Below are 14,069 nucleotides of genomic sequence, written 5' to 3'. Positions count from 1 at the left end.
CATGTGAAACATATAAATTCTTATATTTTCAAATAACCCCACAAGGCGGGGCTTTAACTGCGATGTTTAATCAGGTTCTTTGCGCAGACCCTCTATTATATAATTATTTCCAAAAAAAGAGACGCGGATTCCCCGCGCCCCTCAATCAGCCTTATCTGCTTTTCAATAACTCTTTTACAGAAAATCCACCCGTACCGGTGTAAAAGCATCCAGCAGAACGCCGCCATCCTCCAGCGGAATACAGCCGTGAAGTACATTGGACGGGAAGTGGATGCTGTCGCCAACATGGACGGTCTGCACCTCCTGCGTTTCACCGTCATCGATCATGAACTGAAAGCTGCCCTGCAGCACATAAGTAACCTGTTCATGCACATGCTTGTGCAGCGGAATTTCTCCTTCCTGGGCCTTGGCGAACATCACCTTCGTATACATGATCTGGTCACTGTGTGCGAGCACCTTCCGGGTAGTATTGCCGTCTACAGTTACAGCCTGGATTTCTTGATCGTGATAAAACATAAATAATTCCTCCAATCAAATGAATAAATCGATTTAGTAAAAGCGAAAAAAATTAGTGGAACCAGCGGAAGATCCCCCATAGGATCACTGAAAGAGAAGTGAAGTCCGGATCAGCGAATGTTACCCCTTCAGCTCCCAGGTAGGAGAAGAGCGGCAAAGTAAGTGCAGGCAGCAGACAGAGCAGGAAGCCGTTCAGACAGCTGGAGATGACAGCCCCTCTGAAGCCGCCGCTGGAATTCCCGAAGATCGCAGCAGCACCGCCGGCCAGGAAGCAGGCCATGATTCCAGGAACAATAACCGGCAGTCCGACGAGCGGGAACAGGAACACGCAGGCTACACCAGTAAAGAAGCTGACCAGGAACCCTACCAGAGCGGAATTGGGCGACTTATCGAACAGTACCAGGACATCCACGCCTGGGATTGCGCCCGGAGCGAACACTTGGGAGAAGCCTTTGAAGGCAGGGACGATTTCTGTAGTAAACAGCTTAACACCAGCTTTGGCGATATACAACCCGGCGGCAAAAATCGCAGCCTGCTCCAGAATGAAGACGATATATTCCTTGCCCTCTGATAATTCATTTACAAAATCAGCACCGGCGACGAGTCCCGACACCAGCAGCAGCACCAGCATCGTTAAGGTAGTAGCCACATTCGGATCGCGCAAAAAGCTGATGCGGTCATTAATCTTAATATTCTCCGTATCATTCTCACGGTTACCGAATACTTTGCCGAGATACGTACCGATGATGTAAGAGGTCATGGAAGCATGCGCGATGGTATATTCATCCGATTTGATGATATTCCGGCTGGCATTGCGCAGCAGATAAGGGAATACCGCCATGTAACTGCCGATGGCCAGGGAACCGACAATAACGGTCACTACTGAACTGAGGCCCAGACCCTTCATAACCGCAGTAGCGGCGAAGCTCATGAACAGAACCAGGTGCAGGGACAGATAGATGTATTTGAACTTCGTCACACGGGCAAGCACAATGTTCAGAATCATGGAGAACAGCAGGATCAGCGCAGCATCCGCACCAATCTGATCAATGGTCAGCGCCATGATCGCTTCGTTACTCGGCACAACACCCTTGAGGTGGAAGGCATACGAGAACATTTTACTGAAGTTGGTGAGCACGCCGCCCAGGATACCGCCGCCCACTTTGATCATGGTGAAGCCCATGAAGGATAGGGTTGTGCCCGTAATAATTTCAGGAATCTTCTTACGCTGGAAGATGAGGCCGAGAAGCGTCACAATGGCAATAATAATCGATGGCTCTTTGATAATACTCATAAACATATGCATGGCGGGTCTCCAACTTCTTTCTGATCGTTATAGTTTTCAACAGTCTACTAAATCGATTTAGTAGAGCTCCAAAAAAATTTGTCCTTCCGGTAAAACCATGAAACAACGTGCATAAGCATTGTGCATAAAACCACTTCATTCTTTTGTGAACAAAATCACAATATCAGGCAAACTATTACCTCATCAACCGCTATCTAGTCCCCCTCCTCAAAAGAACACGCTATCATTGTTAAAAACAGGAACATTCAGGAATGCAAGGGTATTCATGACTCGAATCATACGATCATTATATCGCGATATTTGCTTTTTGCAACTGAAAAAATAAAACCGTTTCCCAAGCAAAAAAACTTACTTTCATCCTCCGGTTCTGTCTCCGGCCCAAAAGAAAGTAAGCTGCGCTATGAACATTATTAACAGGTCAGTTTAACCTGCGGACCGATTCCCTGTGTCTAATCTCGGGGTTCAAGCGGACAAGCTCAGGCCGTCCCTTCTGCTCTTCCTCCTTCTGGTCAATTAAGTCGAGCAGCAGCCGGGCACTTCTTTTCCCCATTTCAAAGCTTGGCTGGGATATGGTCGTAATCGGCGGATTGTAGAAGGAAGCAAAGGATACATCATCTATTCCAATCAGGGAGAAATCCTCAGGGATACTTAAGCGGTTATTCTTGGCATAGATCAGCACCTGCTCCAGAATCATATCATTGGTAGCGATGATGGCAGTAGGCGGATTGTCCATATGGAACAGCTGCCTGATCAGCGCCGGCATTTCGTCCAGCCTGCCGCTTTTGATATAGTTCTCATTCACCGGAAGGCCATGCTTCTTCAGCGTGTTCCTGTATCCGGACAAGCGCTCAATCCGCGTGGTGATTGCCTTTTTGCCAAGCGGGAAGGTGATTATGCCTATTTGGGTATGGTTATGAAGGGCGAAGGCTTCGACTGCCAGCCCGCTGGCTTTCTCATTATTGAGCAGTACGGTGTCTACGTTGATATCATCAATTTTGCGGTCAACAAATACAAACGGATAACCGTTCTTAACCAGCGAAGAATACATCTTCTTATTCTCTTCCGTCGGGAAAATAATCAGCCCGTCCACCTGCCGCGCAATCATCGACTGGACGTATTTCTTCTCCTTGAGCGGGTCATCATCGGTGTTGCAGACGATCACCTGGACGCCCTTCAGCTGGCATTCATCCTCTATGGCACGCACCACTTCCGTAGTAAATCTCGATAGAATGGTTGAGGAAATCACGCCTACAATGAACGTCTTCTTATGCTTGAGACTGCGGGCCACCTCATTGGGAATATAGTTAAGCTCTTCAATAGCCTCTTCAATCTTCTTCTTCGTGTCCACACTCATATAGTTGAATCTTTTGTTAAGAAATTGCGAAACCGTACTCTTGGATACCCCTGCACGTTCGGCAACTTCCTTCATCGTAACTGCCATGACCCAGCCTCCTACAACACTATCCCTTATGCAAAAAGACACTTCGCCCCTTGTGCCAAAGTGTTTTCACGACGCATGTGAGTTCTACTGTATTATATACTTTCTTGGACGGGTAGGAAAACATTCAGCAGGCTTGTTACTCTAGCTCACAAAAGGACACTCCGCGCACGGACCGTTGTTTGGGCTGCTGTTGTCCCCGGGAACATTAAGCGAATCGGGAGCTTTAGCAGCCGGTATAGCTCTGATCATAATTGTTGTACGTTTTGCAACTTTGATTCAATCCTATTAGGGTGTTTGAGAGAATTGTTGTAGAAAATACAAGAATTCTCCCGCTGTGCCGCAGTTGGTGGAGAAATGCTGCATTCTGTACAACAATTTCCGGTTTGGGCCGATTTAATCAAGGGATTGTTGTATTTTAGTGCAGGATTTCAGGTCATCGTACCTGACTGATGCGAAAAGAATGGAAGGAGGTCCCTCCATCAGTCCTCCCTCTTAACTAGTCACTCTTCATTCAGCTGGGCCAAATGCCGGTATTGCCATTCACGCTCCTGCGTGACGGCGAGTTCGGCTCCGGCAGGAGCCGCTGCGGCATGAACAGCCTTGACGGCATAGGTTGCGGCATGCACTGCATGGGTGGCAACATGCGCAGTTGCCGCCGCATGTCCGGCAGCGCGGGCTGCAGCGCAGGCCTCTGCCGGACCGGCGTCACGGGCCGCCGAATGAGCGGCAAACGCAGCCTGGCGGGCTGCAATCATCTTAAGCTCACCGCGCACCCAGGCGCGTGCGGCTTCAACCGCTTGCCGGGGCCGCTTGTCTTCCGGGCATGCTGCCTCCAGATAGGGCAGCACGCGTTCTGCACAGTCCGCAGCCCAGACGGCTAATACTGTATGATTACTTGTGCCTGCAAGCTCGGCGATGGACTTGTCCAGCCCACCCGCGGCCAGTTTCTCTCTCACTATATTCCTCCCTATCGAAGAAGGCCGGAATCTTCCTGAGTTCCGGCCTTTTCATATATTATATGTTTCTATCAGGCATTGCTTGGCGGAATCTTAACCAGCACAGTATACTCCATACCGGATTTCAGATCCTTAAGGATACCATCCTCCACTAACTGGCCGTCCAGATACACTTCTGTTGCCGTTACGCCCGCTTCACGCTGCATCTTGATGTGCAGCTCTACACCTCTGAAGTTACGTTTAACCGTAACTTCCGGCCAATCGGAAGGAAGCTGCGGCTTCACCTCCAGTCCTTCGCGCGTGCCCTGGAGTCCGAACAGACCGTCAATCAGGCAACGGTACACCCACGGAACGGTGCCGGTATTAAACAGATGGCTGGAGCGTCCGGCAGTCTTCGGGAATTGCTTGTATGCGCCGCGGTAATAGTTAGGGATGAACACAGGCAATTGGCCCCGTCTGATAATATCCTCAATATCGGGTCCCGGGATCATTTTGCGCAGCAGGCGGTACGCCTGATCCTGCTCTCCCACCGCATACAGACCGTAGATATAGAACGCTGCGGCATGATTATAGACTGCACCGTTCTCGGCGGTGCCCGGATGCTTCTGCGTAACCCGGCCCACATCCTCACGCATGGCGGTATAGGATGGTGCGAGCTTTTCCACTCCGTATGGTGTCTCCAGCTGTTCGCGGACCGACTTCATCAGCTTCTGCTGCTTCTCTTCATCAGCTGCCCCGCTAAGCAGTGCCCAGCCTTGGGGGTTAATGAAGATCCGCCCTTCCTTATCTTCACTGATTCCGAACACGACATTATCATCGGTGATTCCCCGCGCATACCACTCGCCGTCCCAGAAATACTGATTAACTATAGCATTCGTCTCGTCTGCCGAAAGGCGGAATGCCTTGCCCGTCTCCAGCCGGCCGCTGCGATCACAAATGTCTGCCCAGATCATGCAAGCATACGCCGTAGCTATCGTCAGCCACCCGGAAACCCCTTTGCCCCGGTAGCCTACCATATTCATCGGATCACACCAGTCGCCCTGATTGATATAATTCAGACCCCGTTCATCCCGCTCATGAATCAGCCAGTGCATCGCCCGGTCGATATGTTCGAAGACTGATCCGGTTTCCTCACCGCCCGCATAAGGGACGATCTCTTCCAGAATGCTGTAATCATCCGTCTCATCCAGATAGGTACTGAGGCAAATGGGCAGCCAGACACAATGGTCCGTATGCGGGACCTGATTGATATACTTCAGTTCAGCGGCTTCATGCAAAATAATGCCATCCGGCATGGCTCCGCTTGCCGCCTGCTGGCTAAGAGCAGTCAGGAAAGCCTGTCTTGCCATCTGCGGCTTAATATAACTCATGCCCATATTATCCTGCAGATAATTCCGGGTCTGGGGGTCCGTCGTCAGGCGGTTGGTCTGCCCGTGATAGTACATCTGCCGGGGCAGCCAGTGGTTCACCAGATTATCAAGATCCGCATCCGGAGTCGCGATTTCAATGCAGCCTCTGCCTTCCGCGATATATTCCGCATACTCCCGTTCCGCGAGCGTAAATCCGTCTTCACCGGCGGCTGCTTTATCCAGGAACATCCGCTGGCGGATATCAGCGATCTCCTGCTCCGTCTGAGCCGGACCGAAGATGAACCGGTACTCGCGCTCCTCACCAGGCTCCAGACCGAGCTGATACTGCAGAACTGCTACCGGTGATTCATACCGGGATTCTCCCCGGGATAACAGACTGCTTCTCAGTGCAGACGGGGAACTGATCCCGCCTTCCCCTTCGAATGCTTCCTGGTTCACTTCCCAGGACGCGGGGGCGTGGTCGGCCAGGAGGAAGGTCTTGTCCTTCAGCCGTTTGATTCTGTCGTATTCCTGATATTTCTGGTAAGGCGTAACGGCTGTAGCGACAATTCCCTGCAAAGCTTCCTTATACTCACCGGACTGATTCATCCATGACATATAGCCAATGGTAAAGTAAGGGTAGATGCTTATTGTTCTTGGAGCGGAAGACAGATTGGTTACCTTCACCCGCCACAGCTCCATCGGCTCATCTTTGGGCAGGCTCAGCGTCATCTCGATGGCGATACCGCTCTTCTCTATTTTCCACACAATATTATGTTTGCCAACAGCAAAGGTGTAGTGATCAGGCGGCGTGCGAACAGGCTCATAAGGGGCAGAGAACACCTCTCCGTTCTCCTCGTCCTTCACATAGACAAAACGGCCGGGGTGGTGGGCATAATAAGGCTGCTCCGGCTGCATGAAGGTCTTGGCTTCCAGATTCGGGGCATAGGAATACTTGGCAGGTTCCGGCTGCATAAACTGGGCTACCGCATACCCGCGGCAATTCATATGAATCATCATCTGCTCATTCCATAGGAAGCCCGAAGCCTTGGGGAGAATAGTCGGACTCGACAACTCATAATATTCATTATCTTCAGATGCTCTTATCACTCTCATGCCTCTCTTCCAGTTTTTTTTATTCGCTAATGTACCTTGTCTATGTTCAAGAATACGCTCTCATAGGTTTGGGGGCAAGTCTATGAGATTTGATCCGTTTTGGGCATTCTGGATTTTTATAGTAGAATGAACCCAAGTGTCCAAGTATAGATGAGAGGTGTAACCGATGAAGGAACAATACCTGGCAAGACTTGAACTGTTTGCTGAGAACACGCAGAGGATCAAAAAGGCATTCCCCTGGCAAAATGTTCAGGTAAACCGCCTGGCAGCCTTGCTCTACACAGTGGAGAACAAAACAGCTGATCAGGATGCCATCCGTGCGAACCATGAGCTGATTAAGGAGAACACCCGGATGTTCTCTTCTTTCCGCGGGACTTCAGCCATCAGCATCGCCACCCTGCTCTCTCTGTCCGCTAAACCGGAGCAGCAGCTTGCCGAGACGTTAGCCGTATATGATTTGATGAAGGATGTCAAATTCAGGGCTTCTGACTATCTCGTCATTGCCGCCTATCAGATCGCTGCCCATACCACCTCAGATCAATATGTCCAGGTGATCGAACGGACGAAGGCATTCTTCGATGGCATGCGAGCGAAGCATCCCTTCTTAACCGGACAGGACGACTATATCTTCGCCGCAATGCTCGGAATATCCGGTATCGGGGTCGAACACGGAGTAGAACGCCTGGAACAGCTCTATGTCACTCTGAAACCCGAGTTCTTCTCCGGAAACAGCGTTCAGGCTCTGACGCAGGTGCTGTTGCTTGGGGAGGAAGCCGCCGGACCTGCCGACCGGGTGCTCAGCTTGCGCGAGGCCTTCCGTGCACAGGACATCCGCATGGACAAGGAATATACCCTTCCTTCGCTTGGCATACTGTCGCTGCTCCCTTATGACCAGACTGGACTCGTGAATGATGTCTCTGAAACCTATGAGTTTCTGCGTACCCGGAAGGGCTTCGGAAATTGGTCGATTAACAAGCAGGAGCTGCTCCTGCTGTCTGCGGCACTCGTATCCTATAAATATATCGATGACGTAAAGAGCGGCATCATCACTTCCGCGTTATCCACCAGTATTACTAATATCATCATTGCCCAGCAGACGGCTATTGCGGTTGCAGCCGCATCCTCCGCTGCTGCGGCTGCGTCTTCTTCGAATTAAACTTATGGGCCTGCCGAGTGAGGCAGAGACCGGTTATTTTTGGGGATTCCTGCTCAAAATACAACATTTCCTTCGAAAAACCGGCCGTAAACCAGAATTGTTGCACAAAATACAGCATTTCTTCGGTTTCAAGCAATGTAACGGGGAAATTCTTGTATTTTCGTACAACAATACTCTCAAACACACGGGTATCTATGAGCCAAAGTTGCATTACGTACAACATTAGGCCGATACAGTGTTTATCTATAAGTCTCAATTCTGCCGGCAATGGATTCCGGCGACATTTCTATACAAGTGGTTCTAAAAAAGAGCCTGTCCCCAATTTATTGGAGACAGGCTCTTGTATTATCCTCTAAGCTTCCCTGGCTCCTCCGGCCGCCCGCGCTTCCCGATCCCGAAGGCATAATAGCCTGCAACAACAATGTCCAGGAACGAAGCCCCCACAATCAGCGACAGATGGGTATCCGGGTTGAACCACATGCCGATGATCACGAGCGACAGGAAGATAATAATAATGTAGTTGCTTATAGGGAACAGCCGGGATTTGAACGGATGCTCCGCCATTTCACCCTTCCAGCGATCCCTGAATCTGAACTGGCTGAAGGCCAGCGCAAACCAGGGAATCATTCCCGGAAGCACACTGGCGCTGTAAATATAGAGAAACAGCTTGGAATCCGGCATAAGGTAATTGAACAGTACACCGACCAGCAGCAGGGAGATTGTTGTAATAATACTGTTTCTGGGAACTCCGCTTGCCGAGACCTTCCCGAAGAACTTCGGAGCCTGTCCGTTCTGGGCTAAGGTGTACAGCATTCTGCCCGCACTGTAGATTCCGCTGTTGCAGCCTGACATAGCCGCTGTCAGCACGACAAAGTTGATGATGCCCGCAGCGCCGACGATCCCTACCTTGGCGAAGGTCATCACGAATGGACTGCCGATTTCGCCAATTTCGTTCCATGGATAAATCGTTACAATGATGAAGATTGCCCCCACGTAGAAAATCAGAATGCGCCAGATGATATTCTTGATCGCTTTGCGCAACGTACGCTTAGGATCCTCCGCTTCGCCTGCTGTAATTCCCACCAGCTCAATCCCCTGATAGGCAGCCGTGACAATGCAGAGCGCAAACAGGAAGCCCTTCAGTCCTCCGGCAAAGAACCCTCCATGGCTATACAGATTCGACAAGCCGAGCGGCTCTCCGCCATTTCCCAGGCCAAAGAAGATTACTCCGGTTCCAATCACCAGCATCACGACAATGGCGACCACCTTGATCATCGCGAACCAGAATTCAAACTCCCCGTACAATTTCACCGCTGCCAGATTGGCCGCCGCAATAATACCTACACCGATAAGAGCCGGAATCCACTGCGGGATTTCAGGAAACCAGTACCCCACGTAGATTCCGATTGCCGTAACCTCCGCCATCCCTACAGTCACCCAGAGGAACCAATAGCTCCAGGCCGTTAGAAATCCGGCCAGCGGACTGATATATTTGTGGGCAAAGGTGGCAAACGAGCCGGTGACCGGTTCGAGCACCAGCATCTCCCCCATAATCCGCATCACAAAAAACATGATTATTCCCGCCAAAAGATAGGCCAGCAGCACCGACGGCCCTGCCCACTTAATCGTACTTGCAGAGCCCATGAACAACCCTACGCCAATCGTGCCCCCGAGTGCGATCAGCTCGATATGCCGCGGCTTAAGCCCTCTTGTTAACTGTTTCGCTTCCAAAAAAATGCTCCCCCTCTATGTATTCCCTGCATGTGTAAAACACTAATCTATCATAATATGTCAGAATCATTGTAAGCTGTGACATACATTAACGCAATGCAGAATTACTCCACCAAAAGTTCGTTCGATTGTAACAACAAAATTGGCCGTAAACCTATACATTTTGTTTCATAGTGTTATAATCACTTTGATTTATTTACATGAAAATAAGAAAAACAGAAGCAGGTGATCAGATGTTTGAACTAAAATGGCTGTGGCAGAACCTGGAGGGCAACCGGGCACGGTATATCGTGGCGCTTTGTCTCTCCGTAGTGGGCTCAAGTCTCACGATTGTGAACCCGTACCTCAGCCAGCGCATCGTCGATACGTTTATAGCCGGCGACCATGCAGGGCAGAATCTTGCTACAGAGAGGGGTCTGCTCATCGCGCTCTGCCTGGGCATGATCGGCTTTTCCCTGCTCCGCACAGGTCTGGCTTATCTAACGACCATGCAGTACGAAATATCCTCCCAGAATATGATGTACAACATCCGCATTTATTTGTACAACAAGATTCAGGGGCAGGACCGGGAGTATTATGACCGCAACCGTACCGGTGATCTTATGACCAAGATGACAGGCGATCTGGATATGGTCCGGCATTCGATGGCTTGGATTTTCAAGACGATCATTGAATCGCTGACGATTTTTCTGGCAGCCGTCATCTATTTCCTTACAATCGATGTCCAGCTGACGCTGTGGATGCTGATCCTGTCGCCACCGATTTTTGTCGTGGCCTTTATCTTCGCCAAACGTGTCCGTCCCATGTACATTGATCTGCGCGAGCGGCTGTCCCAGCTTAACACGACGACACAGGAGAACATTTCAGGCAACCGTGTAGTCAAGGCTTTCGCCCGTGAAGAGTTTGAGATTGCCAAATTCACGGAGAAGAATGTCAACTACTCTGTGGCGAACAAGAAAGCGGCCCTAGTCTGGCTTGATTACTTTCCTTATCTGGAATCCTTCGCCCAAGCCTTCAATGTCATTCTGATGCTGGCCGGCGGCTACTTCCTGATGCACGGCCGGATCACCTTTGGTGAGTTCGCAGCCTTCTCCTCGCTAATCTGGGCGGTATCCAACCCTATGCGCAATATCGGGATCATTATCAATGATATCCAGCGTTTCTTTGCCAGCTTATCCAAAATCGTCGATATCTATTATGCCCGCCCCGCTATTGTGAACGAGCATAATGTCACAGAGAACCGCCGCTATGAGGGCCGGATTGAGTTCGAGCATGTCCGGTTCAAATATGACAGCGCTACCGTGCTCGATGATCTGAGCTTCACGGTTGAACCCGGCGAAACGATCGCCATTATGGGCGCTACAGGCTCAGGCAAGACATCGCTGATCAACCTGATCCCCCGGTTCTACGATGTGGCCGGAGGCCGCGTGCTGGTAGACGGCCGGGATGTCCGTGAGCTTGAGCTTGATGAACTGCGCGGGAATATCGGGATGGCTACACAGGACGTCCTCCTGTTCTCCGATACGATCGACGGCAACATCGCCTATGGCGACCCCGAGCTTACGGAAGAAGAAGCGCAGGCCTATGCCGGTCTCGCAGCGGCCCATGACTTCATCGTCAAAATGCCGGAAGGCTATGATACGGTAGTCGGCGAACGCGGTGTCGGCTTGTCCGGAGGACAGAAGCAGCGTATTGCGCTTGCCCGCGCGCTGGCGGTCCGCCGTCCGATCCTGATTCTGGATGATACGACGTCTGCCGTCGATCTGGAGACGGAGGAGCATATTCAGCGGAGTCTGCGTGAGCTGGAGTATCCCTGCACGAAGATTATCATTGCACAGCGGGTATCCACTACCGCCCAGGCAGACCGCATCCTGATTCTGGATGGCGGCCGTCTGATCGAGGAAGGCACCCACGCCGAGCTGCTGGCTAAGCGGGGTTATTACTATGATGTATTTATGCTGCAGAACGAGGGCATTGGAAGGCAGGTGACCGAGAGTGGCCAGGAATAAATTCGATGTCGATGAGAATCTGGAATCACCGTTTAACATTAAGCATTTCCGGCGGGCCATGGTCTATATCAGACGCAAGAAGAAACCGATGATTCTCGCATTCGTGCTTAGCGCACTGTCGGCGGCTATCGCCCTATCAGCCCCGCTGATTATGCAGCATGTGGTAGACGTAACCATTCCCGCCAAAGAGATGGGCGCGCTGGTTGGCTGGTCTGCGCTGATGCTGGCGACGATCATTGTCAGCGTAATTCTGGCGACGATCCGCTCACGGATTATGACCAGTGTCGGGCAGGATATTATCTTCGATATCCGTACCGATCTGTTCAAGCATCTGCAGGATTTGCCGTTCAAATATTACGATGACCGGCCGCAGGGCAAGATCCTGATCCGGGTTGTAAACTACGTCAATGCGGTATCCGACGTGTTGTCGAACGGAATTATTAACTTTATCCTAGAAATCGTGAATCTGATCTTCATCGCTGCATTCATGTTCGCCGTAGATGTCCGGCTCTCCTTCGTCATTCTTGCCGGATTGCCCGTATTCCTCGGTGTCATGCTGCTCATCAAAACCCGGCAGCGCCGGGCATGGCAGGCGGTATCGAACAAAAGCTCCAATCTGAACGCCTATCTGCAGGAGAGCATCAGCGGTATCGGCGTGACCCAGATGTTCTCCCGGGAACAGCGCAATGAGGGCGTCTTTACGCGCCTGGCTGGTAATTTCCGCACAGAGTGGATGCGGGCGCTGCGTTACAACACCCTTATTCCGTTCACTGTCGATAACTTGTCTACCATGGTTACAGCGATGATTTTCCTGGTTGGCCTGCTGACCCTGGACCCGCAGAGCATGACGCTTGGTGTCATTCTCGCGATGAGCAGCTATGCCGCCCGCTTCTGGCAGCCGATTCTGAATCTATCCCAGCTGTACAACAACTTCATCAATGCGGTAGCTTATCTGGAGCGTATCTTCGAAACGCTGGATGAGCCGGTAACCGTCAGCGATATTCCCGGGGCGAAGGAGCTGCCGCCCGTTCAGGGCCGGGTCACCTTCGACGATGTAACCTTCGCCTACGATCCGGGACTGAACATCCTGGAGAACATCTCCTTCGATGTTGCAGCCGGAGAGAGCATCGCGCTGGTCGGACCGACCGGTGCCGGCAAAACCACGGTCGTCAATCTGATCTCGCGCTTCTATAACCTTACCGGCGGCAGAATCCTGATCGACGGGCAGGATATCGCCGGGATCACGCTGAAATCGCTGCGCAGCCAGATGGGGATTATGCTGCAGGACAGCTTCATCTTCTCGGGGACGATTCTGGATAATATCCGCTACGGCAGACCGGATGCCACTGAGCAAGAGGTCATCGCCGCTGCGAAGGCTGTCTGCGCCGATGATTTCATCCGTGAATTTGACCAGGGCTACCTGACGGAGGTTAATGAGCGCGGCTCCAAGCTCTCACAGGGACAGCGGCAGCTCATCTCGTTCGCCAGAACCCTGCTGGCCAACCCGCGCATTCTCATCCTGGATGAAGCCACTTCTTCCATTGATGCACAGACTGAGCGCCTGCTCCAGAAGGGCCTGAATGAGCTGCTTAAGGGACGTACCTCGTTCATCATCGCGCACCGGCTGTCCACCGTGAAGAACTGCGACCGCATCATGTATGTCTCGAATAAGGGCATTGCGGAAAGCGGCTCGCATGATGAGCTGATTGCCCGCCGCGGTCTCTACCACAGACTCTATACGGCGCAGAAGATGGAAGCATAAGCCAAACCCACAAAGTGAGGCTCCAGCTTCGAAGATAACTCAGGTACTTTGCGGGGACCCCAGACAGATTATTAGTTCTTACAGCACCAATAAGCTCAAGCCTATTAACGGGCCTGAGCTTTTTTTTATCTTATTTTCAAACTTGAATATAATCTTCCCTTAGCATACTGTAAATCTCCAGATCGACAATTCCTTTGCCTGACCATAAGGCGGCTTGCCGCAGCATCCCCTCCTTGATGAAGCCGTTCTTCAGCAGCACCTTCTTGGACGGTTCATTCATCAGCATCACTTCGGCCTGAACTCTGTTCACATTCACCTGCCCAAACAGGAACTCCGTAAGTATTTCAACTGCCCTTGAGGCAATGCCCCTCCCCCAATGGGCTTCCGCCAGGAAGTAGCCGATCGTCACCATATTCACCTTCTGATTGAAGTCACAGGCTTCAATAATTCCAAGCAGACGCCCCTCTTCACCACTGGTAAAAATGCCCCACTTGATCCTTGATCTTTTGGCGTAGTCCCGTTCAAAATGGCCTATCATATTACTGACTGTAGCCTTGTTATGTTTGGGGATGATCCCGCAGTATTCAAAGACTCTATCATTGCTGTAAATGTCAAACAGCTCGTCCAGATGAGTCTCCTCAATTCTGTTCAATACAAGTTCATCTGATCTCAGTACAGGAAACTGGTCAAACACAACATTCAAATTCATTCCAGCCACTCCATTCCA

The 14,069-nt window shown here is 51.2% G+C and carries 10 protein-coding genes; 3 read left to right on the top strand and 7 right to left on the bottom strand.

Going from position 1 to position 14,069, the window contains the following annotated elements; all coding sequences use genetic code 11:
* Window positions 1–174 precede the first annotated feature (174 nt).
* From PBOR_RS04075 to PBOR_RS04055, 5 genes are all read right to left on the bottom strand, one after another.
* Window positions 175–516, bottom strand: a complete 342-nt coding sequence (locus PBOR_RS04075) for a cupin domain-containing protein (RefSeq protein WP_042210596.1) — start codon at window positions 514–516, stop codon at window positions 175–177.
* Window positions 517–568: 52 nt separating this feature from the next.
* Window positions 569–1,810, bottom strand: coding sequence for a PTS ascorbate transporter subunit IIC (locus PBOR_RS04070; protein ID WP_245648028.1), 1,242 nt, complete (start codon window positions 1,808–1,810; stop codon window positions 569–571).
* A 430-nt stretch (window positions 1,811–2,240) separates the two neighbouring features.
* The gene (locus PBOR_RS04065) at window positions 2,241–3,263 is read right to left on the bottom strand and encodes a LacI family DNA-binding transcriptional regulator (protein WP_042210594.1); all 1,023 of its coding nucleotides are present in this window, start codon (window positions 3,261–3,263) and stop codon (window positions 2,241–2,243) included.
* A 500-nt stretch (window positions 3,264–3,763) separates the two neighbouring features.
* A complete protein-coding gene (locus PBOR_RS04060) occupies window positions 3,764–4,219 on the bottom strand; it encodes a putative immunity protein (RefSeq protein WP_245648027.1) in 456 nt (151 codons plus the stop codon).
* A gap of 71 nt (window positions 4,220–4,290) precedes the next feature.
* A complete protein-coding gene (locus PBOR_RS04055; RefSeq protein ID WP_042210593.1) occupies window positions 4,291–6,678 on the bottom strand; it encodes a GH36-type glycosyl hydrolase domain-containing protein in 2,388 nt (795 codons plus the stop codon).
* Between the two features lie 172 nt (window positions 6,679–6,850).
* On the opposite strand from PBOR_RS04055, the gene PBOR_RS04050 reads away from it, so the two are divergent.
* The gene (locus tag PBOR_RS04050) at window positions 6,851–7,840 is read left to right on the top strand and encodes a DUF4003 family protein (RefSeq protein WP_042210591.1); all 990 of its coding nucleotides are present in this window, start codon (window positions 6,851–6,853) and stop codon (window positions 7,838–7,840) included.
* A gap of 345 nt (window positions 7,841–8,185) precedes the next feature.
* Here PBOR_RS04050 and PBOR_RS04045 read toward each other — a convergent pair whose 3' ends face one another.
* On the bottom strand, window positions 8,186–9,571 hold the full coding sequence (locus PBOR_RS04045) for an amino acid permease (protein ID WP_042210590.1): 1,386 nt from the start codon (window positions 9,569–9,571) through the stop codon (window positions 8,186–8,188).
* Window positions 9,572–9,804: 233 nt separating this feature from the next.
* Here PBOR_RS04045 and PBOR_RS04040 point away from each other — a divergent pair, with 233 nt between their 5' ends.
* Window positions 9,805–11,580 (top strand): ABC transporter ATP-binding protein, encoded by a 1,776-nt coding sequence (locus PBOR_RS04040; protein WP_042210588.1) that lies wholly within the window; start codon window positions 9,805–9,807, stop codon window positions 11,578–11,580.
* Window positions 11,567–13,342: an ABC transporter ATP-binding protein gene (locus tag PBOR_RS04035; RefSeq protein WP_042210587.1), complete on the top strand. Its 1,776-nt coding sequence runs from the start codon at window positions 11,567–11,569 to the stop codon at window positions 13,340–13,342. Before PBOR_RS04040 ends, PBOR_RS04035 begins: the two co-directional genes overlap by 14 nt.
* A gap of 136 nt (window positions 13,343–13,478) precedes the next feature.
* Here PBOR_RS04035 and PBOR_RS04030 read toward each other — a convergent pair whose 3' ends face one another.
* The gene (locus PBOR_RS04030) at window positions 13,479–14,051 is read right to left on the bottom strand and encodes a GNAT family N-acetyltransferase (RefSeq protein ID WP_042210586.1); all 573 of its coding nucleotides are present in this window, start codon (window positions 14,049–14,051) and stop codon (window positions 13,479–13,481) included.
* Window positions 14,052–14,069 lie beyond the last annotated feature (18 nt).

Origin of the sequence: Paenibacillus borealis (genome assembly GCF_000758665.1) — a bacterium.
Taxonomy (GTDB): Bacteria; Bacillota; Bacilli; order Paenibacillales; family Paenibacillaceae; genus Paenibacillus_AQ; species Paenibacillus_AQ borealis.
Note: the sequence above shows the minus strand (reverse complement) of the source record. Positions and strands in the feature narration are given on the sequence as shown.